The 21,443-nt window shown below is 71.5% G+C and carries 21 protein-coding genes; 12 read left to right on the forward strand and 9 right to left on the reverse strand.

Features of this window, described 5'->3' with window-relative positions; genetic code table 11:
- Positions 1-5 precede the first annotated feature (5 nt).
- Positions 6-398: a Zn-ribbon domain-containing OB-fold protein gene (locus VGD70_RS28675; RefSeq protein WP_331086770.1), complete on the forward strand. Its 393-nt coding sequence runs from the start codon at positions 6-8 to the stop codon at positions 396-398.
- Positions 398-1,528, forward strand: a complete 1,131-nt coding sequence (locus VGD70_RS28680) for a thiolase C-terminal domain-containing protein (RefSeq protein ID WP_331086771.1) — start codon at positions 398-400, stop codon at positions 1,526-1,528. The genes VGD70_RS28675 and VGD70_RS28680 overlap by 1 nt, the downstream gene beginning before the upstream one ends.
- Before the next feature lie 33 nt (positions 1,529-1,561).
- Here the strand turns inward: VGD70_RS28680 and VGD70_RS28685 are convergent, their stop codons facing one another.
- The gene (locus VGD70_RS28685; protein ID WP_331086773.1) at positions 1,562-2,179 is read right to left on the reverse strand and encodes a TetR/AcrR family transcriptional regulator; all 618 of its coding nucleotides are present in this window, start codon (positions 2,177-2,179) and stop codon (positions 1,562-1,564) included.
- Positions 2,180-2,369: 190 nt separating this feature from the next.
- Here VGD70_RS28685 and VGD70_RS28690 point away from each other — a divergent pair, with 190 nt between their 5' ends.
- The 4 genes from VGD70_RS28690 (at position 2,370) to VGD70_RS28705 (ending at position 5,289) form a co-directional block, all read left to right on the forward strand.
- Positions 2,370-2,690: a hypothetical protein gene (locus VGD70_RS28690; protein ID WP_331086775.1), complete on the forward strand. Its 321-nt coding sequence runs from the start codon at positions 2,370-2,372 to the stop codon at positions 2,688-2,690.
- Between the two features lie 21 nt (positions 2,691-2,711).
- Positions 2,712-4,196 (forward strand): fatty acid--CoA ligase family protein, encoded by a 1,485-nt coding sequence (locus VGD70_RS28695; RefSeq protein ID WP_331086838.1) that lies wholly within the window; start codon positions 2,712-2,714, stop codon positions 4,194-4,196.
- 157 nt (positions 4,197-4,353) lie between these two features.
- On the forward strand, positions 4,354-4,866 hold the full coding sequence (locus VGD70_RS28700; RefSeq protein WP_331086777.1) for a DoxX family protein: 513 nt from the start codon (positions 4,354-4,356) through the stop codon (positions 4,864-4,866).
- A 30-nt stretch (positions 4,867-4,896) separates the two neighbouring features.
- A complete protein-coding gene (locus VGD70_RS28705) occupies positions 4,897-5,289 on the forward strand; it encodes a hypothetical protein (RefSeq protein WP_331086779.1) in 393 nt (130 codons plus the stop codon).
- On the opposite strand, the gene VGD70_RS28710 is transcribed toward VGD70_RS28705, so the two are convergent.
- Complete coding sequence (locus VGD70_RS28710) at positions 5,276-6,922, reverse strand: thiolase C-terminal domain-containing protein (protein WP_331086781.1); 1,647 nt, start codon at positions 6,920-6,922, stop codon at positions 5,276-5,278. The two genes, VGD70_RS28705 and VGD70_RS28710, sit on opposite strands and share 14 nt — an antisense overlap.
- Positions 6,923-7,009: 87 nt before the next feature.
- On the opposite strand from VGD70_RS28710, the gene VGD70_RS28715 reads away from it, so the two are divergent.
- Positions 7,010-7,756 carry a hypothetical protein gene (locus VGD70_RS28715; RefSeq protein ID WP_331086783.1) on the forward strand — a complete coding sequence of 249 codons (747 nt, stop codon included), beginning with the start codon at positions 7,010-7,012 and terminating at the stop codon, positions 7,754-7,756.
- Positions 7,746-9,218 carry an aldehyde dehydrogenase family protein gene (locus VGD70_RS28720; protein WP_331086785.1) on the forward strand — a complete coding sequence of 491 codons (1,473 nt, stop codon included), beginning with the start codon at positions 7,746-7,748 and terminating at the stop codon, positions 9,216-9,218. The genes VGD70_RS28715 and VGD70_RS28720 overlap by 11 nt, the downstream gene beginning before the upstream one ends.
- Positions 9,219-9,276: 58 nt before the next feature.
- Here VGD70_RS28720 and VGD70_RS28725 read toward each other — a convergent pair whose 3' ends face one another.
- The 3 genes from VGD70_RS28725 to VGD70_RS28735 are packed head-to-tail and all read right to left on the reverse strand — an operon-like array spanning position 9,277 to position 12,207.
- The gene (locus VGD70_RS28725; RefSeq protein WP_331086788.1) at positions 9,277-10,104 is read right to left on the reverse strand and encodes an SDR family oxidoreductase; all 828 of its coding nucleotides are present in this window, start codon (positions 10,102-10,104) and stop codon (positions 9,277-9,279) included.
- A 39-nt stretch (positions 10,105-10,143) separates the two neighbouring features.
- Positions 10,144-10,983, reverse strand: a complete 840-nt coding sequence (locus VGD70_RS28730; protein ID WP_331086790.1) for an SDR family oxidoreductase — start codon at positions 10,981-10,983, stop codon at positions 10,144-10,146.
- A gap of 36 nt (positions 10,984-11,019) precedes the next feature.
- A complete protein-coding gene (locus tag VGD70_RS28735; RefSeq protein ID WP_331086792.1) occupies positions 11,020-12,207 on the reverse strand; it encodes a cytochrome P450 in 1,188 nt (395 codons plus the stop codon).
- Between the two features lie 104 nt (positions 12,208-12,311).
- Here VGD70_RS28735 and VGD70_RS28740 point away from each other — a divergent pair, with 104 nt between their 5' ends.
- Both VGD70_RS28740 and VGD70_RS28745 read left to right on the forward strand, forming a co-directional pair.
- Positions 12,312-13,238 carry an SDR family NAD(P)-dependent oxidoreductase gene (locus VGD70_RS28740; protein WP_331086794.1) on the forward strand — a complete coding sequence of 309 codons (927 nt, stop codon included), beginning with the start codon at positions 12,312-12,314 and terminating at the stop codon, positions 13,236-13,238.
- A 72-nt stretch (positions 13,239-13,310) separates the two neighbouring features.
- Positions 13,311-14,930 carry an AMP-binding protein gene (locus tag VGD70_RS28745; RefSeq protein ID WP_331086796.1) on the forward strand — a complete coding sequence of 540 codons (1,620 nt, stop codon included), beginning with the start codon at positions 13,311-13,313 and terminating at the stop codon, positions 14,928-14,930.
- Positions 14,931-14,988: 58 nt separating this feature from the next.
- On the opposite strand, the gene VGD70_RS28750 is transcribed toward VGD70_RS28745, so the two are convergent.
- Positions 14,989-16,575, reverse strand: a complete 1,587-nt coding sequence (locus VGD70_RS28750; RefSeq protein WP_331086798.1) for a GMC oxidoreductase — start codon at positions 16,573-16,575, stop codon at positions 14,989-14,991.
- A gap of 41 nt (positions 16,576-16,616) precedes the next feature.
- Positions 16,617-17,549 (reverse strand): hypothetical protein, encoded by a 933-nt coding sequence (locus tag VGD70_RS28755; RefSeq protein WP_331086799.1) that lies wholly within the window; start codon positions 17,547-17,549, stop codon positions 16,617-16,619.
- A 47-nt stretch (positions 17,550-17,596) separates the two neighbouring features.
- Here VGD70_RS28755 and VGD70_RS28760 point away from each other — a divergent pair, with 47 nt between their 5' ends.
- Positions 17,597-18,781, forward strand: coding sequence for a thiolase family protein (locus tag VGD70_RS28760; protein WP_331086801.1), 1,185 nt, complete (start codon positions 17,597-17,599; stop codon positions 18,779-18,781).
- A gap of 8 nt (positions 18,782-18,789) precedes the next feature.
- Here the strand turns inward: VGD70_RS28760 and VGD70_RS28765 are convergent, their stop codons facing one another.
- Positions 18,790-19,611 (reverse strand): enoyl-CoA hydratase/isomerase family protein, encoded by an 822-nt coding sequence (locus tag VGD70_RS28765; protein WP_331086803.1) that lies wholly within the window; start codon positions 19,609-19,611, stop codon positions 18,790-18,792.
- A 93-nt stretch (positions 19,612-19,704) separates the two neighbouring features.
- On the opposite strand from VGD70_RS28765, the gene VGD70_RS28770 reads away from it, so the two are divergent.
- Positions 19,705-20,940: a CoA transferase gene (locus VGD70_RS28770; RefSeq protein ID WP_331086805.1), complete on the forward strand. Its 1,236-nt coding sequence runs from the start codon at positions 19,705-19,707 to the stop codon at positions 20,938-20,940.
- Between the two features lie 25 nt (positions 20,941-20,965).
- Here VGD70_RS28770 and VGD70_RS28775 read toward each other — a convergent pair whose 3' ends face one another.
- A complete protein-coding gene (locus VGD70_RS28775; RefSeq protein WP_331086806.1) occupies positions 20,966-21,418 on the reverse strand; it encodes a MaoC family dehydratase in 453 nt (150 codons plus the stop codon).
- Positions 21,419-21,443: the final 25 nt, after the last annotated feature.

Below are 21,443 nucleotides of genomic sequence, written 5' to 3' on the forward strand. Positions count from 1 at the left end.
TCCCGATGCCGGTCATTCCCCCGTCGATCGACCGGGACAGCCAGTTCTTCTGGGACGGCGTGCGTGCGGGCCGGCTGTTGTTGCAGCGCTGCACCGACTGCGGCGAGCTGCGCCATCCGCCGGGGCCGGCGTGCCCGCGATGTGGTGGCCTGGAATGGAAAGCCGAGGAGTCCGCCGGGCGCGGCACCGTCTATTCCTGGGTGTTGTCCCACCACCCGACCGAGCCGGATGCGCAGCCGCGGATCGTCGTCCTGGTCGACCTCGAGGACGGTGTGCGGATGGTGGCCAACCTCTGGCAGGTCCCGGTCGCCGACGTGGCCAACGACATGCCGGTCGAGGTGTTCTTCACCGAGATCGACGGGGTGTGGCTGCCGGTGTTCCGGCGGAGGGACGTGTGATGGACGCGATCATCGCCGGCATCGGGCAGACCGAGTTCTCGAAGAACTCCGGACGAAGTCGTCTCCAGCTGGCCGTCGAGGCGGCCAAGGCGGCGATCTCCGACGCGGGACTGACACCCGCGGACATCGACGGTTCGGTCTCCTTCACCCACGACGAGAACGACGAGTCGGCGGTGCTCACCAACCTGGGCATACCGCGGCTGCGGTTCACCTCGCGCACGCCGGGCGGCGGCGGTGGGTCCTGTGCCACCATCCAGCACGCGGCGGCGGCCGTGGTGTCGGGTCAGGCTTCCGCGGTACTGGTGTGGCGGGCGTTCAACGAGCGGTCGGAGAGCAGGTTCGGCCAGCCGACCCAAGGCGCGCTGGACCCGGCATGGAGCTTCCACCTGCCGTTCGGGCTCGACACCCCGGCGAAGATCTACGGCCTGACCTTCCAGCGCTACATGCACCGGTACGGCCTGACGAACGCCGACTTCGGCGAGTACACCGTCGTGGCGCGGCAGTATGCGGCGACGAACCCGAACGCGTGGTTCTACCAGCGGCCGATCACGATCGAGGATCACCAGGCGTCCCGGTGGATCGTCGAACCGCTGCTCCGGCTGCTCGACTGCTGCCAGGAGAGCGACGGCGGGGTGGCGCTGGTCGTCACCACCGCCGACCGGGCGCCGGACCTGCCCCGGCCCGCCGCGCGCGTGGCCGCGGCGAGCTCGGCGTACCTGCGTGGCGGGCACCACCTGTTCAACTACCACCACGCCGACCTGAGCACGTTCGTCGAGGCGGCGGCGCTCGCCGACGACCTGTGGGCGCAGAGCGGTTACGGGCCTTCGGACATGGACGTGGCCATGATCTACGAGAACTTCAGCCCGGTCGTGTTCATGCAGCTGGAAGCGCTCGGGTTCTGCGGTCCCGGCGAGGCCCGCGACCTCATCGCCGGTGGCGGTATCGGCCCGGGCGGGCAGATTCCGGTGAACACCAACGGCGGCCTGCTCGGCGAGGGCTACGTCCACGGGATGAACAACATCGTCGAAGGGGTGCGTCAGCTGCGGGGCACGGCCCCCAACCAGGTGGCCGGCGCGCAGCGGGTACTGGTCAGCGCCGGTCGCAGCGGCCTCGTGCTCGACCGGCCGTGACCATCGAGGTCGGGGAGAGGGGTGGCGATGCGGTCACAAGCTGTCGACCAGAAGGGTGAGCGCGCGCACGAGCATCTCGCGCGGTTCGTCCCCTACCCGGGGGCTGATCGTGTGGGGCAGCGCCTCGATGAGGTTCTCGCCGATGGCCAGGCCCCGGATCAGCTGGAAGATGACGCCGCCCAGCTCGGGGTTCTGGTGCTCGGTGGGGACGACCTGGTCGAGCAGGCGCTGCCACAGGCCGCCGATCGTCCGCTCGGTCTCGGCGAGCGCCCTGACCGTGCCGGCCGAGGTGTTGGGGTCCTTGGCGAGGTTGAGCATCACCTGCAGGTGCGCGAGGAACTCCGGCCGGCGGTAGTGCTCCCAGATGACGTCGGCCAGCGAGTCGAGCCGCTCACCGACGGTGTTCCCGTGGATCTCGGCGGTGCGTACCGCCTCCAGCAGGCGGCTGCTGCCCGCCTCGGCGACCGCGAGGAGCAACTGCTCCCGCGAGCCGAAATGGTATTGGATGACGCCCCAACTCACGCCGGCCCGGTCCGCGATGCGATTGGAGCTGGCGCGGTAGAACCCTTCCTCCAGAATGGTTTCCACGGCCGCGGAGAGCACCCGCCGGCGGGTCGACTCGTGTGCGTTGGTCGTGTTCAACGTCGCCACTACGGTCTCCTCGGCCGGGCCACCGGCCGGCGTCGCTCTGGTCGCATCGTGCTCACTATAGCCGTCCCGCGACGTGGCTACCGCGCCGCGCGGACCCGCCGAATTCTTTCCCGGGGAGATGGCCGCCGTATTACATAGTTGTTGCTATAGTTAGTCAGGTTTCCGAGCGGTTGCACCGGAGAGGGCGGTTATGGGGATCAGGATCGGCGCGCGGTTCCGCAGCGCGGTCTGCGACACCGAGGTGGTCGTGGTCCGCACGGGCGAGGACGCCGACGGGGACGGCGTCGAGCTCTGCTGCGGGGGCGTGCCGATGCTCGACCTGGACGGCCCACGGCCGGCCGGTGCGGGTCCGGCCGCCGGCGCGGACGGCGGTACCCAGATCGGCAAGCGGTACACCGACCCGGACACGGGTGTCGAGCTGCTGTGCACCAAGGCGGGCAAGGGTGCCCTCGCCGTGAGCGGCCGGCTCATGGAGATCAAGGTGGCCAAGCCCCTGCCGGCCACCGACTGACCGGGAGCACGCGTGAACATCATGATGCTGCTGGAGATGGCCACGACCGACGACGGCGAGCGGATCGCGGTCGGTGGCTGGACGCGGCGGGAGTTGTTCCACCGCGCCAGGGTCGGGGCGGACCTCCTCCGTGGTGCGGGGGCGCGGGAGCTCGTCTATCTCGGCGGTGGCTCCGCGTTTCCGGCGGCACTGTTCGCCGCCGCGTGGGCCGGCATCCCGTTCGTGCCGCTGAACTACCGGTTGGGCACCGACCAGCTGACCGGCCTGCTCGACCGGCATCCGGGCGCGGCCGTCCTCGCCGACCGTGGCTGTGCCGCCGTGGCACGAACCTGGGGCACCGACGAGTGGATCACGCGCACCGCGGGAGACGCCGCAGGCGAGGCATGGCGGTGGGACCCCGAGCCGGCCACCCCCGCGGTGGTGCTCTACACGAGCGGCACCAGCGCCAGGCCCAAGGCGGCGCTGCTGCGCCATCGACACCTGCTGTCGTACCTGCTCGGCAGCGTCGAGTTCGCCGCGGCCGGCGCGGACGAGGCGGTCCTGGTGAGCGTGCCGCCGTACCACGTCGCCGGTGTGTCGAACCTGCTCAGCAACATCTACGCGGGCCGCCGGATCGTCTACCTCGAGGCGTTCACGCCGCAGGCGTGGTTGGCCACCGTTCGGTCGCAACGGGTGACGCACGCGCTCGTGGTGCCGACCATGCTCGCCCGCGTCGTCGAGCATCTCGACGATGTCGGTGCCGTGGCGGACGTGCCGACCTTGCGCTCACTCGCCTACGGAGGAGCGGTCATGCCGCGACCGGTGCTGGAACACGGGATGCGGATGTTTCCCGGCACCGGCTTCGTGAACGCCTACGGCCTCACCGAGACCAGCTCCACCATCGCGGTGCTCGGCCCCGAGGACCACCGCGCCGCGCTGGCCGGCGATCCGGTCGCCAACCGGCGGCTCGGCTCCGTCGGCCGGCTGCTGCCCGGGGTCGAGGTCCAGGTCAGATCGGCGGACGGCACGGTGTTGCCGGCCGGTACCACTGGGCTCGTGTTCGTCCGGGGAGAGCAGGTCTCAGGTGAGTATGGCGAGCTGGGCAACACGCTCGACGCCGACCGCTGGTTCGCGACCCGCGATCGCGGCCGGATCGACGAGGACGGTTACCTGTTCGTGGAGGGCCGCGCCGACGACACGATCATCAGGGGCGGCGAGAACATCGCCCCCGAGGAGATCGAGGACGTGCTGCTGCGGCACGACGGCGTCGCGGAGGCCGCGGTGGTCGGCGTGCCCGACGAGGAGTGGGGACAGGACATCGTGGCCGTGGTCGTGCCGCGGGCCGGCGCCACGGTGAGCGAGACCGAGCTCCGCGACTGGGCCATGGGGCGGCTGCGCACCTCCAAGTCGCCGGCCCGGGTGATCTTCCGGAACGAGCTACCGCAGACCCCGACCGGAAAGCTGCTGCGCCGGCAGGTGCTCGCGGACCTCCTCGAACGGGCGGACAACCAGCTGGAGGTCTCATGAAACCCCGTGTGTCAACCTCAAGGTCAAATCAGGCCGCGGGCTTCGCAACCGCACCTCAGGGGAACGTGGCGCAAGCCGGCTACAGGTACGTGACCGAACGGAACCTTCCTTCCCCCAACGTAACCACGACATTTGACGCCGGGGAGGCGGAACTGCCATGACATCGGTGGACATCGCATTGTTGCTCGTGCGGGTGGTGCTGGGCGGGACCATGATCGTGCACGGATGGAACCACGGTTGGGGACCCGGCGGGATCGACGGCACCACGCGCTGGTTCGCCGGCATCGGCCTGCGGCCGGCCCGGGTGCACGCGTGGGCGAGCACGCTCGTGGAGATCGCCGCCGGCGTGGCCATCCTGCTCGGTGCGCTCACCCCGCTGGCCGCCGCCGGCGTCGTCGGCGTCATGGCCGTCGCGGGTGTGGTCGCCCACCGGTCCAACGGGTTCTTCGTCTTCCGGGACGGCTACGAGTACGTCCTGTTCATCGCGGTGTCCGCGGTGGCCGTGGCGATCGCGGGGCCCGGCCGGCTGTCCGTGGACGCCGCGCTCGGCCTGCGGCTCGCCGGCGTGGTCGGCGGGCTCGTCGCGGCGGTAGGTCTGCTCGGTGCGGCGGCACTGCTGGCCGCGTCGTGGCGGCCGGTCCCGGTGGTGGCTACCGCCGAGGACGGCTGATCCCCGGCCACAACTACGGAGAGAGCGGCGATGGTCGAGACGAACCGGCTGATGCTGGTGATAGAGGAGGACCCGACTCGCATCGAGTTGATGGCCATCGCGCTGCGCGCCGCGGGTGACCTGGTCGTCACGGTCGTCGACGCGCAGGAGGGGCGCACCGTCCTTTCCTTGCTGCGGGAGCTTTTCGAGGGCGGCCGGGTGCCCGACGTCGCCATGGTCCGGGCGAGCCCGGTCGGCTGGACGACGGCGGCCCTGCTGACCACGCTCCGCTCGCCGCGGTACCTCGGCCGCGTGGACGTGGTCCTGGTCGTCGAGGGAAAGCTCGAGATGCTTCCCGTGGTCATCAGCGACTTTCCCGGTGTGCGCCTGCTCTCGCCCGACGGCGACATCTCGGCGCTGCTGGCCGACCTCAGCCCGACGTGAGCAGCAGGCAGCTCGCCGGGGTCAACCCGCCCGAGGAGACGACCGCGACCCGCGCGCCGGCCACCTGGCGTGCGCCGGCCGCGCCGCGCAGCTGGGTGACCGCCTCGTGCACGAACCCGTAGCCGTGGGTGCGCCCGTGCGACAGCTGCCCGCCGTGCGGGTTGAGCGGCAGCTCGCCGTCGAGCGCGATTCGCCGGCCGCCGTCGAGGAAGTCCTTTGCCTCGCCGATGCCGCAGAACCCGAGGCTTTCCAGCCAGCACAGGGCGTTGTAGGTGAACCCGTCGTAGAGCAGCGCCACGTCCACGTCCCCCGGGCGCAGCTGCGTGCGGCTCCACAGGTGCGCGGCCGGGCCGAGGACCTGTGGCTCGTGGGTGAGCGTGCTCTGGTCCCAGGCGAGCCGCTCGGTGATCTGCGTGCCGACCGCCTCGACCAGCACCGGCCGCTGCCGCAGGTCACCCGCGGTCTCCGCGGCGGAGACGACGACGGCGACCGAGGCGTCGCACGGCACATCGCAGTCGAGCAGGCCGAAGGGCGTGCTGACGGTCCGCGCGGACAGGTAGTCGGCCATGGTGATCGGGGTGCGGTAGAGGGCGTCCGGGTTGCGGCCCGCGTTGGCGCGCGCCGTCAGCGCGATCCAGCCGAGCGTCTCGCGCGAGGCGCCGTAGCGGCGCAGGTAGTGCGAGGCGTTGACGCCGAGCACGTTCGCCGCGGACAGCGCACCGTACGGTGCCGTCAGGTCCATCGGCGGGCCGACCCGCCCGCCGGGCTCCTCGGCCCGGCCGGTGCGCAGCAGCTCCGTGTAGGTGGACTGCCACACGGTCCGGACGCACAGCACATGCCGGCACAGTCCGGAGGCCACCGCGAGCATCGCCGTCACCAGCGAGCCGCCGGGGCCGGGCGTCTCCTCGGCGCCGTTGAACCAGGTCGGGCGCAGCCCCAGGGCGTCGGCGAGCGCGGTGACGCCGCCCTCGGAGAAGCCGCCCACCGGCGACCGGCCGGGATAGGTGGACAGGCCGTCGACGTCGTCCAGGGTCAGCCCGGCGTCCTCGACCGCCGCGAGGCACGCCCTCGTCGCCAGCGCCAGCGGGTCGGTCATCAGCCGGCGACCGGGCGGGGTCATGCCGATGCCGGTGATCGCCACCTTGTCCTCGTAGCGCTCGACACCGGCCATCGGGCGGATCAGGCGGCGGACCTGCTCCGGGTCGACGTCGTCGACGGGCAGCTCGTCCTGGTCGGGTTCGCCGGTCGGCGTGAACAGGACCAGCCACACGTCCTCGTGCCGGGCGAACCGGGCGGTGACGCGCATGCCGATCCGGACGTCGTCCGGCGGGCAGCCCACGATGTTGGTGGTGAGCCGGACCCTCGGGTCGGCGTCGAGGGCGACCGACGCGATGACGTACGGCGTGCGCAGGTCCGGTTGCCACTGCTGGTGGTTGACGGTGTAGCCGACCACCACGCCCGTCGGCTCGACCTCGGTGACCCGGGTGTCCTGGGCGCGGCAGTAGCCGCAGACCGGTGCGGGCGGGTGCAGCAGCGCGCCGCAGGCGGTGCACCGGGTCAGCCGCAGCACGCCGTCGGCACCGGCCGTCCAGTAGAACCGGTTGAACTCGGTCACCAGCGGAAGCGCGACCATGCCCGGCTCCCTTCTCCTGGTATGCACGCTTGGTTCACGATCAAATCATATATATATTATTCTTGATTGCTTCGATGGGGAGGCGCGATGCCCGGCGACCAGGCGACCTACCGGCGGTGGACCGGTGCGGCGACCGTTCGTGCCGGCGTGGTGCACGCCGAGATGGCGGACACCCATCATCATCTTGCCCTCGACCTCGTGCACGACGGGACGGCGGTCCTCGCGGCACTGCCGAAGGGGCACCGTCTGCCGTGGACGACGTGCGTCGTGGGCGTGCGCGGCGTGGCACGGCTGGCCGGCCTCTCGCTCGAGGAGGCCGGCGACCTGAGGCGGTGGGCAGCGGATCGCTCCGGCCACTGCACCCACCTGCTCGACCTGGCGCTGCTCGCGGTGCGGCACGCCCTCGATCCGGCGCCGCTGGAGTACGAGGTCGGCGTCAGCCCGCCGGCGGGCCGGCGCCGGGTGGCCTGGCTCCGGCGGGACGGGACCCCGTTGCTGGAGTGGCGACTCGACGGGACGGCCATCACCGGCCCGCCACCCTGGTCCGGTGTGGACATCGCGGCACCTGGCTTCGGCTCCCTGCTGCGCGCGGACTTCCCGGCAGACGTCGCGGAAGCCGCGATCGTGTTGCGGCGGGCGTGTCACATCGCCGGGGGCGACGCGGTGGATCTGGACCGGGTCTCGGTCGCGGGAGACATCGCGATCGTGGACGGCTCGTGCCACACGCTCATGCCCGACGTCGCGTCGCGCGCCCACCGGATTCCCGGCGCCAGCGCGGGTTTATCGGCCTTACATGTCAACAGATCGGTGAGTGGAGAGCGTCATGGCGAGTAACGACAGGCTGTGGAGCGAGGCCCGCATGCTGGTGGGCGGTGACCTGATCGAGGCGGCGGACGGCCGGACGTTCGACAACGTCGACCCGGCCACCGAGAAGGTGCTCGGCGTGACCGCCGACGCGGGCCGCGGTGAGATGGCGGCCGCTATCACGGCGGCCCGGGACGCCTTCGACACCACCGAATGGTCCACCGACGTGACGTTCCGCGTGCACTGCCTGCGCCAGCTGCAGGAAGGGCTGGAGCGGCACCGCGAGGAGCTCCGCGCGCTCACCGTGGCCGAGGCCGGCGTGCCCGTGTCGCTCACGAAGGGACCGCACCTGGACGCCGCGATCGCCTTGGCCCCCTGGGTGATCGAGCTGACCGAGCGGTACGAGTGGGAGCGTGACCACGGGGTGACCGAGAGCCCGATGGGCAGGTCGCACCGGATCGTGCGCCGGGAGCCGGTAGGGGTGGTCGCCGCGATCACGCCGTGGAACGCGCCGATGCAGATCAACCTCGCGAAGGTCGTCCCCGCGCTGGCCGCCGGGAACACGGTGATCCTCAAGCCGGCGCCGGACACGCCGTGGACCGCCACCGCGGTCGGGCGCATCGTCGCGGAGGAGACCGACATCCCGGCCGGCGTGTTCAACGTCGTCCCGACGTCGGACAACGTGGTGGCGCAGCTGCTCGCCGAGGACCCCCGGGTGGACATGGTCTCCTTCACCGGCTCGACGGCGACCGGGCGCAGGCTGATGGCCGCGGCCGCCGGCACCGTGAAGAAGGTCTTCCTCGAGCTCGGCGGCAAGTCGGCGAGCGTGATCTTCGACGACGCGGACATGGCCCGGGCCGCCCGGGCCGGCCTGGGCGTGGTCTGGCACGCCGGGCAGGGCTGCGCGATCAACACCCGGCTGGTGGTGCAGCGGGGCTGCTACGACGGCGTGCTGGCGGCACTGACCGGGGCGCTCGCCGCGATCCCGTACGGCGACCCCACCGACCAGAAGACCGTGATGGGACCGCTGATCAGCCGGACCCAGCAGGACCGGGTGCTCGGCTACATCGAGCGTGGCGTGGCCGAAGGCGCACGGCTGGTCACCGGCGGAAGGCGGCCGGAACAGCTGCCCACCGGATGGTTCGTCGAGCCGACGGTGTTCGCCGACGTCGACCCCGGCGCGACCATCGCCCAGGAGGAGATCTTCGGACCAGTGCTCACCGTGATCCCCTTCGGCGACGAGGAGGAGGCGGTGGCCATCGCCAACGACTCGGTCTACGGCCTCGCCGGCGAGGTCAACAGCGGCGACGAGGACCGGGCCCGGCGGGTCGCGCGGCGGATCCGGGCCGGCTCGGTCAACGTCAACGGCGGCCAGTACTACAGCCCGGACATGCCCTTCGGCGGGTACAAGCAGAGCGGCATCGGCCGGGAGATGGGCGTCCCCGGCTTCGAGGAGTACCTGGAGACGAAGGTGGTGGCGTACGGCGCGTGAGACGAGGCCGGCCGGACCACCTCGCGTGATCCGGCCGGCCTCGGGTTCCGTGGCCGGGCTACCGCTCCGCGCTGCTCGCGGGCGCGCCGAGCTTGACCTGCCCGGTGAGCACCGCCCCGAGGAAGCCGCCGTCGGTGGTCACCGACTCGCCGTTGACGAAGCTGGACCGCGGGCTGTTCAGGAACGCCAGCGGCCAGGCCTGCTCGTCGGGCGTGGAGCGGCGGGCGATCGGCCCGAGGTAGGCGTCGAGTACCTCCTTGCCCGCGTAGTTCTCGAAGTACGGCATCATCGCCGTCTCGGTCGGGCCCGGGTTGATGCAGTTGAGCCGCACCCCGGAGGCGATGAGCGTCGCCGCCCGGAACGCCACCCAGGCATTGATCACCTTCTTGGACAGCGCGTACGCCTGGGTCTCCAGCAGTTCCTTGTGCTGCTCGCACCACTCGTGCCCGGCGTCGAAACCGTCCGCCGTCACCAGCTCCATGAGCTGCGGAAGCTGTTGCTGCCAGCCCATTCCGGCGTTGGAGGCGACGACCGCGACGGCGCCGCCGGACGGAATCCCGGGCACGAGCAGCTCGACGAGGTGGCGGGCACCGACGAAGTTGACCAACATGACGTCGACTCCGGAGAACGGCGGACCGGGGAGACCGGCGCAGCCGAAGAACGCGTGCACCGGCTCCTCGATCGTCGCCGCCGCCTGCTCGATCGCGGCCCGGTCGCGGAGGTCCACCTCCAGCGTGCGGTCGACGGGAGCGGTGGTCGGCTTGAGATCCAGCGCGGTCACCCGCGCGCCGAGGTCGACCAGGATCCGGGCGGTGGCGGCGCCCATTCCGGACGCGGCACCGGTGACCACGACGTGCCGGTCGGCGTAGCCGAGGATGTCCTCCATGACTGTCCCTTCGGGATGAACGCGTTGATCGGTCTGGTGCTACTCGGCGGCTGCGGCGGCCGCGGCGGCGCGTTTCGCCGCGACGGCCGCCTGCATCCCGGCGACCAGTTCCTCCTGGCCGCCGATCCGCGGGCCGCCCACGGGGTGCAGCACCACGTTGTGCATGGCGATCTCCGGGTGGTCGAGGCAGTGGCCGATCACCTTGGCGATGAGCGCCCCGAGGTCCTCGGCGTCCATCCGGTGCTCGGTCATCACCGCGTGCGAGACCCATTGCGGGAACAGCTCGGCGATCACCTCGAGGTCGAAGTCGCGGGCGAAGTCGGTGTTGCTGGTGTCGCCGACCTCGATGCGGAGGAAGCGGTGCTCCGGGTTCTCCAGCCGCCAGCTCAGCAGGGTGTGGTCCAGGGCGGCCTTACTGGCGGCGTAGGCGCCCATGCCCTGGTAGGGGTGGCCGACCGCCCGCGAGGACATGAACGTCACGATCCCGTGGTCGGCCAGCGCGGGCAGCACTGCCTTGGTGACGAGCGAGGGCGCGATGACGTTCGTGGCCATGACGGTCTGCCACATCTCGGCCCCGGCGCGCGCGATCGGCATCAGCGGGGACGTTCCGGTGGCGTGCAGAACGGCGTCCACCCGCCCGCCGAGAGCCCGCACACCTTCCGCCGCGGCCCGGTCGCACTCGCCGGGGTCGCTCAGGTCCGCGACCACCGCGGTGCCGCGTCCGGCCGTGGCGACCACCTTGTCGAGCAGGTTGCCACGCCGCCCGACGACGGCGATGTTGGCCCCGGCGGCCGCCGCGGCCAGCGCGACACCGCGACCGATGCCGGAGGAGGCGCCGAGAACGAAGAGATTGCGACCGGCGAGGCTCAGCTCAGCCATGACCGAACTCCGATCAGAAGGGGACGTGCGGGACTGTCATGCGCTCCGGGGGAGCAGCGGAAGCTCGCTCAGCCCGCGGACGTTGGTCTGGACCCGGCGCACGGCACGGCTCTCGTCGATGCCGTAGTCGGGGAAGCGGGCCAGGAACTCCTCGATGGCGATGCGCGTCTCCAGCCGGGCGAGCGCCGCGCCGAGGCACACGTGCGGGCCGACCCCGAAGCCCAGCTGCTTCTTGGTCGCCCGGTGGACGTCGACCCGGTCGGGGTCGTCGTAGGCCCGCTCGTCGCGCGAGGCGGCCGCGGTGAGCAGCATGACCTTCTCGCCGGCCGGGACGGTCACCCCGTGCAGCTCCACGTCGCGAGAGGTGGTGCGCCCCTGCAGGTGCGACGGCGGGTCCCAGCGCAGGAACTCCTCGACGGCGTTCGGCAGCAGGCTCGGGTCCGCGACGAGCTCGCGCCGCTGGTCGGGGTACCGGTGCAGGCCGATCAGCGCGCTCGGGATGAGCAGGGCGACCGTCTCGTGGCCGGCGAATCCCAGCTCCATGAACCGCATCGCGACCTCTTCGTCGCCGAGCTTGCGGACCGTGCCGTCCGACTCGTCGACGACCTCGGCCTCCATCAGCTGGGTGATCACGTCGTCGCGCGGGGTGCGGTGACGTTCCTGCACCAGCCCGAGATAGAGCTGGAGCAGACCCAGACCGGCCTCCGCGTACTCCTTGGCATTGGTCGGATCGTCGGCGTCGCCGCGCAGGGACAGGCGGTTGCTGAGGTCGTGGACCTCCGGCCGGAGCTCGACCGGGATGCCGATGAGCTCGCTGATCACGTCGAGCGGCAGGAGCACGGAGAACTCCGTCACCACGTCGAACTCGTCCTTGTTCTGGACCCGGTCGAGCAGCTCCGCGGTGCGCGCGCGGATGAACGGCTCCAGCGTCGCGATCCGCCGGGGTGTGAACACCTTGTTCACCAGCTTGCGGTGCCAGGTGTGCTCGGGCGGGTCCTTGACGATGAGCATCGGGGCCGCGGCCTCCCGCCCTTCGATGGTGACCCCGCCGCTGCTGCGGTACGTCTCCGGGTCCAGGTGAGCCGCCACGACGTCGTCGTATCGCGACAGCGCCCAGAAGTGCAGCTTCTCGTTGCGGTACACCGGCGCCGAGTCACGCAGCTCGCGATAGACCGGGTAGGGGTCGACGCAGGTCGCCCAGTCGTACGGATCGAACTCGACCATGGTCGCTCCTTTGGGACCGCGATGACTGTTCCTTCGGGTGCCATCTTATATAAAGTATCAATCTATAGGAACACAGGATCGCACTCGAACCGAACGGGGTGGACATGGGTCTGTTGGACGGAAAGGTCGCCGTGGTCACCGGAGCCGGGCACGGCATCGGTCGGGCCCACGCACTCGAGCTGGCCAAGCAGGGTGCCAAGGTCGTCGTCAACGACCTCGGTGGGAGCGTCCGGGGAGAGGCGGCGGGCACCGACGGGGCCGCGGACACCACGGTCGGGCTGATCGAGAAGCGCGGCGGTACCGCGGTGGCCCACCACGGCGACGTCGCCGACCACGAGCTGGCAGGCGACCTGGTGCGCACCGCGATCGACACCTTCGGCGGCCTGGACATCCTGGTCAACAACGCCGGCATCGTCCGGGACGCCGCCGTGTGGAACCTGTCCAGAGAGGACTTCGACGCGGTGCTCCGGGTACACGTCGCGGGCACGTGGTCGCCGTGCCACCACGCGGCGCGGTACTGGCGGCAGCGGGCCAAGACCACGCCGGGCAGCACCGGCCGGATCGTCAACACGACCTCGGGCGCCGGGCTCGGCGGGAACTTCGGCCAGACCGGTTACGCGTCGGCCAAGGCCGCCGTCGTGGGACTCACCCTGACCCTCGCCCTGGAGCTGCACCGCAGCGGCGTCACCGTGAACGCCGTCGGGCCGTCCGGGCTGACCAGGATCACCGCGACCATGCCCGGTGCCGGTGAGGTCATCGAGCCGGACGACCTCGCCGACGACGAGTGGCATCCGATGGACCCGGCCAACAGCTCGCCACTGGTGGCGTGGCTCGCCAGCGACCAGGCGCAGTACGTGACCGGGCAGGTGTTCCGGTCGATCGAGGACCGCGTCATCTGGATGCAGGGCTGGCGCGAGCGCACGGCCGTCAGCGCGGGCGGGCGCCGCTGGGAGGCGGCCGAGCTCGGCGACCGGATGAGCATCGACGTGTTCGGCACGCGCGGAGCCGGGCTCCGCTTCGACCCGGCGTGACCGCGCGGGACGAGTCAACCAACCAGGACGAGGGATTGGCACGCGACGATGGGTGACCAGCACAACCTTCCAGTGTGGACGGACAGGGACGAGTGGACGGTGCCCGACCTGCTGCGGGCCCGGCTGGAGGGCGATCCGGACAGTGAGCTACTCGATGTCGACGGCGAGAGGTGGACGGCGGCCCAGCTCGACCGGGCGGCGCGCCGGATGGCCGCCACCCTCGCCGGATACGGGGTCGCCAAGGGAGACCGGGTGGCGACCCTGACGGTGAACTCCTCCGCCGCGGTCCTCACCCTGTTCGGGGCGATGCAGGCGGGTGCGGTGGCCGTGCCGGTCAACACCGCGTTCAAGGGCGACTACCTGCACCACCAGCTCGCCGACTCCGGGGCGGGCGTGGTCGTCGTCGACGAGGACCTGGCCGACCGGGTGCGGGCCGTCGCCGGCCACGTCGACACGCTGAAGCACGTGATCGTGGCCGGCGCGGGCCAGGAGAGCTCCGGGTCGGTGGCCTGGCACGGTTGGGACGAGGCGATGTCGGCCGACCCCGCCACCGGCGCGCCCGACGTGCGCTCCACGGACCTGAACATCCTCATCTACACCGGTGGCACCACCGGGCCGTCCAAGGGCTGCATGCTCAACCAGAACTACACCGTCACCGTGGCCCGCCAGATCGCCTACCAGTGGCAGCGGACCGCGGCGGACGTGGTGTGGACGCCGCTGCCGCTGTTCCACTTCAACGCCTACGCCATCGCCCTCGTCGGCACCCTCGTCGCCGGCGGCCGCGCGGCGATCCACCGCAAGTTCTCGGTGTCGAGGTTCTGGCCGGAGATCAACCGCGTCGAGGCCACGATGGCCAGCACGCTGGGCAGCATGCTGCCGTTGCTCGCCGGTGACGACGACCGGCCGGAGATGCCGCGGTCCGGGCACGCCACGGCGAACACCACGCTGCGGTTCATCTCCGGCGCCCCGGTGTCGGAAGGGGTCGCCCAGCGGTGGCGCGAGCGGTTCGGCATCCGGCCCTTCGACGGCGGGTACGGCACGACCGAGGCGAGCCTGCTCTCGTTGCTGCCGCCGGGAACGAAGAACAAGCCCGGCGCGGCGGGAGTGATCAACTCCGCGTACTGGGACGTGCGGGTGTTCGACGAGCACGACAACGAGGTGCCGGTCGGCGAGCGCGGCGAGATCGTCGCCCGGCCGCGAAAGGCCGACCTGCTCTACGACGGCTACTGGGGCCGGCCGCAGGCCACCCTCGACACCTTCCGCGACCTCTGGCACCACTCCGGGGACCTCGGTCGCGTCGACGAGGACGGCTACCTGTACTTCCTGGACCGCAAGGCGGACTACCTGCGCCGCCGCGGCGAGAACGTGTCCAGCGCCGAGCTGGAGGCGGTGTTCGCCAAGCACGAGGCGGTGGTCGACCTCGCGGTGCACGCGGTGCCGAGCCCGCTCGGCGAGGACGACATCAAGGTGACCCTGGTCGTGCGGGAGGGTGCGGGCCTCACCGAGGAGGCGCTGTTCCGCTGGTGCCTCGACCGGGTGCCGTACTTCGCCCTGCCCAGCTACATCGAGTTCCGCGCCGACCTGCCGCGCACGGATCTCGGCAAGATCCTCAAGCGGCAGCTGCGCGAGGAGGGCGTCACGCCGGCCACGTGGCGCCTCGAGAGCAGCGGCGTGACGTTCGAACGCCGCTGACCGTCCACATCGGACCGACGTCCTGGCGCCCGAACTCGGCGGGCGCCAGGACGAACCGCTAGAAGACGGTGCCCACGTCGGTGCGCACGATCGTGTCGAGGTTGCGCTCGGCCAGCGCGGCGATGGTCATCGACGGGTTGCACGCGGCGGTGTTGCCGGGGATGAGCGCGCCGTCCATGACGTAGAGCCCCCGGTGGCCCCGCACCCGTCCGTACTGGTCGCACACCGACCCCAGCGGCGCACCGCCGAGGGGATGGAACGTGGTCGCGTCCACGTCGGTCGTGTCGGTCAGCGTCCCCGACGGGAAGATCTGGCTGATCTTGTTCTTGATGGCCAGGTTCAGCTCGGTCTCGGCGTTGTGCGGGTAGTTCAGCACGGCGTCGTCCTTCGCCGTGTCGTAGTGGAAGGCGCCCCGCACCGGGGTCACGCCGTAGCCGATCACCGACATGAGATGCGCCTCGACCGGAATGGGAATGGGTCCGTGCACGATGGTCAGCGCCGTGCTGGGGTTGGCCCAGTCCTTCACGCCGACGCAGGCCGGGCCACCCTGGAACGCGCCGGTGTTCACCGACGGGTCCGACCACGAGTAGATGCGGTCGCCGTTGGTGCCGACCTGGGTGCCGAGCCCGTCGGGCAGGTTCGGGATGGTGCCGTGCGCCTTGGCCCGCATCAGCAGCCGGTTGGTGCCGGCCACCCCGGCTCCCATGAACAGCGCGTCGGCGGTGATGACCTTCTGCTCGAGAGTGGTGCCGCCGGTGTTGATCCGGTCGGCCGACACCACCCACTTGCCCTGCGCGTTCAGCGCGACGCCGTTGACCACGTGCTGGGTCGCCACCTCGAGCAGCCCGGTGGCCTCCGCGGCGGCGAGGTAGGTGACGTCGAGGGACTGCTTGCCGCCGTTGTTGACCCCGTAGATGACGTCGCCCGTGGTGTAGGACGGCTTCACCGCGCCGGTGAGCTCGGCGCGCGCGTAGTTCCAGTCGATCGGCATGGGGATCCGGGAGGGCGACAGGCCGGCGGCCCTGATCTTGTCGACGAAGACCTGGTTGGACAGGTATCGACTGTTGCCGAGCACGTCGTCGGGGATGGTGGCGAGGCGCAACATCCTGGCCACGCGCGGGTAGTAGGTCCGGTGGAGCTCGCCCCAGCTCAGCTGGGGAAGCACCTGGGCGAAGACGGCCTCGGTCGGCTCCAGCGTCATCCCGTGGTAGACCAGGGAGCTGCCGCCGTAACCGGCCCCGCAGAGGATGTCCACCCCGTCGCCGTCGATGCGGTCGAGGATGCCGGTGAAGGGCGCGAACACCGCGGGCGGCGCGCCGGTCAGTACCGGCGAGGTCCGCAGCCAGGCGCTGCGCTGGTCCGGCGAGAACATGCGGGTGAAGGTTTCCGCGTTGGGACCGGTTGGCCACCGGATGCCGCGCTCCAGCAGCAGCACCGGGATGCCGGCCTGGGTCAGCCGCAGCGCGGTCACCGCGCCACCGAACCCGGAGCCGATCACCACGACGCGGCGTCGCAGGTCGGTGCGTGGTGCGGACGTGGCCGGTGACGCGGCGGCCACCGTTCTCGAGATCCCCGCCGCCGCGGCCGCACCCACGGTGGCTCCCGCAGTGGCGCCGAGGAACCGTCGTCGACTCAATCCGGGCATCGTTGCCTCCTCGCTGTCGATCTTCGGTGTGGTAGTGCCGATCAGGGCGAAAGTGCCGACTCCGCCCAGCGCGCGAGCTCCCGCCACAGCAGGTGGCGGGTCGGCGCGACGTTGTGGTTGTGGCCCGTGTCCGGCAGCACGACGGTGGCGACACCCGCGGCGGCGGGGTACTGCTCGGCGCTTGCCCGCGGCCCGGTCAGGAGGGGGTCGCGCGCTCCGTTCGCCACGAGGACCGGCACCCGCAGTCGCGCGGCCTCGGCGGCGACATTGCCGGGCAGGATGGACAGCAGCCCACCGGCACCGAACAGCTCCGTCGCGGCCGCGTCCAACGCCTGCCGAACCGGTGTCGCGATGCTTTCGCGGTGAACGTCACCGCCGACGGTGCCGCCGCGGGGGAGCACCGGGTAGGCGGAGCCGAACATCCGCAGGGTCAGCTCCGCGATGCGGTCGTCGTCGGGGGTGCCGGCGGCCAGGACCTCCGGAGGCAGGTGTTCGGGCAGGCCCCTGGTGTCGAAGCCGAGCAGGGCGACGGCGTCGTGGGTGCCGTGGGCGGCCTGCTGGCGCACGGTCAGCGTGGCGCCCATGGAATGCCCGACGCCAACGCTGCGCAGGCCGGGGAGGTCGAGCCGGAGCTCGTCGAGCAGGATCCGGAACGCGGCGTCGTTCGCGGCGACCACCTCGCCCAGCAGCGGCGCGGCGGCTCGGGGCGGCAGGGTGGACCCGCCGGTGCCGAGGTGGTCGGCGCTGATGACCGGGAAGCCCCTTTCGGCCGCCCACCGGGCGAAGCTGTACGTGTCGGGGGTGAGGTCCCAGTAACGCCGGGACATGCCGCCGCCGGACAGGCAGCAGAACGCGATCGGCCGTGCGTGCCCCGCGGCGGGGAGGAACAGGTCCGCGGCTACCCGGTGCCCCGGCGACGTGGTCCCGATGTTCACCATGCGCTGTCGGGCGATGACGGTCGACGGCGATGTCACGCTCAGGAGCATAGCAGTCACTATGACCAATCATATATATTTGATTCATGAATGAAGCGGTGGTCGTCGGAGCCTGCCGGACCGCGATCGGCAGGTCTGGCAAGGGAATGCTCGCGCGAACGAGCGCGATGGAACTCGCGGACGCCGTCGTAGGTGAGGCGGTGCGCCGCAGCGGCCTGCCGGCCGAGCGCTTCGACGACGTGATCCTCGGCGAGTCGCTCTACGGTGGCGGCGATCTCGCCCGCTATGCCGCGATCACGACCGGCATGGTCGATGTGCCCGGTCTCGCGGTCAACCGGCACTGCGCGTCGGGACTGTCCTCTGTGGCCGCCGGGGCGGCCTCGATCCGGGCGGGCATGGACGACGCGATCGTCGCCGGCGGCGTGCAGTCGACGTCCACCATGCCGCAGAGCCGGTGGCGGGTACCCGGTACCGGCGACGAGTGGGTCGACCCGTGGTTGAGCCCGACCCACCCGCCGACGCCGGACGCGCCCAACGACGACATGTCGATCACGGTGGGCTGGAGCGCGGCGCGGCTGGCCGGCGTGAGCCGGGAGGACATGGACGCGTGGGCGCTGCGGTCACACCAGCGGGCGCTCGCCGCCATCGACGAGGGCCGGTTCCACGAGGAGATCGTCCCGGTGCTGGCCCGCGGCGTCGACGGGAGCCGGGTCGAGTTCGTCCTCGACGAGCAGCCGAGGCGGGACACGTCCCTGGAGAGGCTGGCCGCGCTCAAGCCGCTGCACCCGGAGATCGACGGCTTCTCCATCACCGCGGGCAACGCCAGCGGCATCAACGACGCGGCCGCCGCCCTGGCTCTGGCCAGCGGTTCGCTGGCCGACCGCGCGGGCTTGACACCGCTCGCCGTGGTCAGGGGGTGGGCCTCGGTCGGCGTCGAGCCGGCGAGCACCGGCCTCGCCGCGGTGGGCGCCGTGCGCAAGGCGCTGCGGCGGGCCGGGGTCGGCGCGGCCGAGGTCGCGCTGTGGGAGATCAACGAGGCGTTCGCGGCGGTGACCGTGGCGGGCGTCCGGCTGCTCGACATCGACCCGGAGCTGGTCAACACCGGCGGCAGCGGCTGCGGACTGGGACATCCGATCGCGGCCACCGGCGCCCGGATGCTCACCACCCTCGTGCACGAGCTGCGGCGGCGCGGTGGCGGAACCGGGGTGGCGGCGATGTGCGCCGGCGGCGGCCAGGCGAGCGCCGTGGTGGTCGACGTGCTCGGCGCCTGAGCCGGTCGCTAGCGCAGCCGCCAGTCCACCCGGCGGCCGGAGGCGAAGGCGCGCTGGCCCTCGGCGAGCGAGTCCTGGTCCGTGCCGAGCTGGACCAGTGTCTTGCCGACGTCGAGGGCCTGCCGCAGGCCCAGCTCCTGGGCGTACCACACCGCACGGACGCTCGCCTGGACCGCGAGCGGCGGCTGGGACGCGATGGCCTCGGCCGCGCGCCGCGCCGCCTCGTGCAGCTCGGCCGCGGGCACGACCTCCTGGACCAGGCCGACCTCGTAGGCGCGCCGCGCGCTCATCCGCTCGTGCGAACCCATCAGCGTCATGCGCATGACCTCCCCGAGCGGCATGCGCTGCAGCATCAGCATCGGCTCGAACACCGCCGCCATGCCGTAGGTGGTGTGCGGGTCGAAGAACGTGGCGTGCTCGGCGGCGATGATGAACTCGACCTCACCCAGCAGGTAGAACGCGCCGCCGCAGGCCATCCCGTTGACGGCGGCGATCACCGGTTTCCACAGCTGGCCGGCGGTCTTGGGCGGGAGCAGGTCGCCCGGATCGTCCAGGTGCAGCGGCGTCGCGCCGCGCTGGCCGATGTCCCGCGGCCGGTCGGCCTCGCCCACCGCCGCCGCGGTGCGGTCCAGCCCGGTGCAGAACGCCTTGTCACCGGCGCCTGTCAGCACGACCACCCGGACGTCGTCGTTGTCCCGCAACGCGCGCCAGCACTCGTGCAGCTCGCGGATCATCACGGAGTCGAAGGCGTTGTGCACCTCGGGCCGGTTCAAGGTGACCCAGGCGACCGCGCCCACCTCCTCATAGGACAACGTCCGGTACCGCAGCACGTCCCCTCCTCCCTGACCTACCCGAGGTGTGGTCATATCATTGATATGATATCAAATCGGACTGCTGGGCTGGTCGATCCCGGAGGTGTGTCGGTGTCAGCGGAAACCGCGTTGTTGTCCGGGTTGCGGGTGGTGGAGTGCTCGATGCTCGGGCCCGGCGCGGTGTCCACGCCGCTGGCCGACCTCGGCGCCGACGTGATCAAGGTGGAACCGCCGGGCGGTGACTACATCCGGTCCATGAGCTGGCCGATCGTGCGCGGCGACTCCCTGCTGCACCTGCACATCAGCCGGGGCAAGCGCAGCATCGTGCTGGACCTGCGCTCGCCGGCCGGCCGGGAGACCTTCCTGGCCCTGGTGGCGCGGGCGGACGTGGTGGTCGAGGCGATGCGGCCGGGAAGTCTCGACCGGCGGGGGCTCGGCTACCCGACGCTGCGTGCGGCCAACCCGAAGGTCGTGCTGTGCACCGTGTCCGGCTACGGCATGACCGGTCCCTACCGTGACCTGCCGAGCCACGGCATCGCCTACGACGCCTGGGCGGGCACCGTCGCCCCGGAGCCCGGGCCGGATGGTCTGCCGTCCATTCCCGACCACACGTCGGTCGGCATCACCGCGGGGCCGCTGTTCGGCACGGTGGCCCTGCTCGCCGCGGTGCTGCGCGCCAGGGAGACAGGCACCGGCTGCCATCTGGAGGTGGCGCAGTCCGATGCGGCCGCCGCGTTCGACTGGCTGCGCAGCGAGACCCATCGCGCCTACACCCGGCCGCCGGAGGAGGTGACCGGCAACCCGTCGGACGGCTACGAGCGGCGACCGCCGGGCACCGGCGGCATGGCGGACGGCGTGCGCTACCAGTTCTACCGCTCCAGCGACGGGCACGTGCTGTTCATGGCCTCCGAGCAGAAGTTCTGGCAGAACTTCTGCTCGGCCGTCGGGCGCGCGGACCTGTTCGACACGTACCCGGGGGAGCGGCTCGCCGACCACGCCCGCGGCAACCTGGCCCTGCGGCACGAGCTCGCGTCGATCTTCGCCACCCGCACCACGGCGGAGTGGGTCGGGCTCGGCCTGGCCCACGACGTCCCGATCGGCCCGGTGAACACCCCGGCCACCCTCGCCGACGACCCGCAGTTCGTCGACCGGATGCCGTGGCAGCCCGCCGGCCGGCTGGTCGCCGACCAGCTTCCCTTCCCGGCCCGGGTGGCCGGGGCGGCTCCGCCCGCCGCGTCCTCGCCCGCTCCGTCGGCCGGCCAGCACCGCGAGGAGATCCTGCGGGACGTGCTCGGCTTCGACACCGAACGCATCACCCGGCTGGCGGAGGACGGCGCGTTCGGCTGACCGGCCGGCCCCCGCCTTGTCCACTTCAGACGGTGTACCGCAGCAGCATGGTGGCGACGCACGCGGGCTTGGGCGCTCCCTCGATCTCCCAGGTGAAGCCGACTCTGACCTGCACGCCGCTCGACACGTCGTCGACCCCCTCCAGCGCGGCGCCGACCCTGATCTTCGCGCCGGCCGGCACCGGCGCGGGGAAGCGGATGCGGTCGTACCCGTAGTTGACGCTCATCTGCATACCGTCGATGCGGTAGATCGACCGGACCAGTCTCGGCCCGAGCGAGAGCGTCAGCAGCCCGTGCGCGATCGTCCCGCCGAACGGCCCGTCCTTGGCCCGCTCGGTGTCCACGTGGATCCACTGGTCGTCGCCGGTGAGCGCGGCAAAGGTGTCGATGTCCTGCTGGGTCACGGCGTGGTAGTCGCTGTAGCCGAGATGCTGGCCGGCCGCGGCCCGCACCTCGTCGACGCCGTTGAGAACTCGCATGGCACCCCTATCCTGTATATATATC

This window comes from Actinophytocola sp. (assembly GCF_036402745.1).
Lineage (GTDB): Bacteria > Actinomycetota > Actinomycetes > Mycobacteriales > Pseudonocardiaceae > Actinophytocola.

Bases quoted from the DNA above. Each gene is read 5' to 3' on its own strand.
- VGD70_RS28675 (WP_331086770.1), top strand. From the start codon at position 6: ATGCCGGTCATTCCCCCGTCGATCGACCGGGACAGCCAGTTCTTCTGG.
- VGD70_RS28680 (WP_331086771.1), top strand. From the start codon at position 398: ATGGACGCGATCATCGCCGGCATCGGGCAGACCGAGTTCTCGAAGAAC.
- VGD70_RS28690 (WP_331086775.1), top strand. From the start codon at position 2,370: ATGGGGATCAGGATCGGCGCGCGGTTCCGCAGCGCGGTCTGCGACACC.
- VGD70_RS28695 (WP_331086838.1), top strand. From the start codon at position 2,712: ATGATGCTGCTGGAGATGGCCACGACCGACGACGGCGAGCGGATCGCG.
- VGD70_RS28700 (WP_331086777.1), top strand. From the start codon at position 4,354: ATGACATCGGTGGACATCGCATTGTTGCTCGTGCGGGTGGTGCTGGGC.
- VGD70_RS28705 (WP_331086779.1), top strand. From the start codon at position 4,897: ATGGTCGAGACGAACCGGCTGATGCTGGTGATAGAGGAGGACCCGACT.
- VGD70_RS28710 (WP_331086781.1), bottom strand. From the start codon at position 6,922: ATGGTCGCGCTTCCGCTGGTGACCGAGTTCAACCGGTTCTACTGGACG.
- VGD70_RS28715 (WP_331086783.1), top strand. From the start codon at position 7,010: ATGCCCGGCGACCAGGCGACCTACCGGCGGTGGACCGGTGCGGCGACC.
- VGD70_RS28720 (WP_331086785.1), top strand. From the start codon at position 7,746: ATGGCGAGTAACGACAGGCTGTGGAGCGAGGCCCGCATGCTGGTGGGC.
- VGD70_RS28725 (WP_331086788.1), bottom strand. From the start codon at position 10,104: ATGGAGGACATCCTCGGCTACGCCGACCGGCACGTCGTGGTCACCGGT.
- VGD70_RS28730 (WP_331086790.1), bottom strand. From the start codon at position 10,983: ATGGCTGAGCTGAGCCTCGCCGGTCGCAATCTCTTCGTTCTCGGCGCC.
- VGD70_RS28735 (WP_331086792.1), bottom strand. From the start codon at position 12,207: ATGGTCGAGTTCGATCCGTACGACTGGGCGACCTGCGTCGACCCCTAC.
- VGD70_RS28740 (WP_331086794.1), top strand. From the start codon at position 12,312: ATGGGTCTGTTGGACGGAAAGGTCGCCGTGGTCACCGGAGCCGGGCAC.
- VGD70_RS28750 (WP_331086798.1), bottom strand. From the start codon at position 16,575: ATGCCCGGATTGAGTCGACGACGGTTCCTCGGCGCCACTGCGGGAGCC.
- VGD70_RS28760 (WP_331086801.1), top strand. From the start codon at position 17,597: ATGAATGAAGCGGTGGTCGTCGGAGCCTGCCGGACCGCGATCGGCAGG.
- VGD70_RS28775 (WP_331086806.1), bottom strand. From the start codon at position 21,418: ATGCGAGTTCTCAACGGCGTCGACGAGGTGCGGGCCGCGGCCGGCCAG.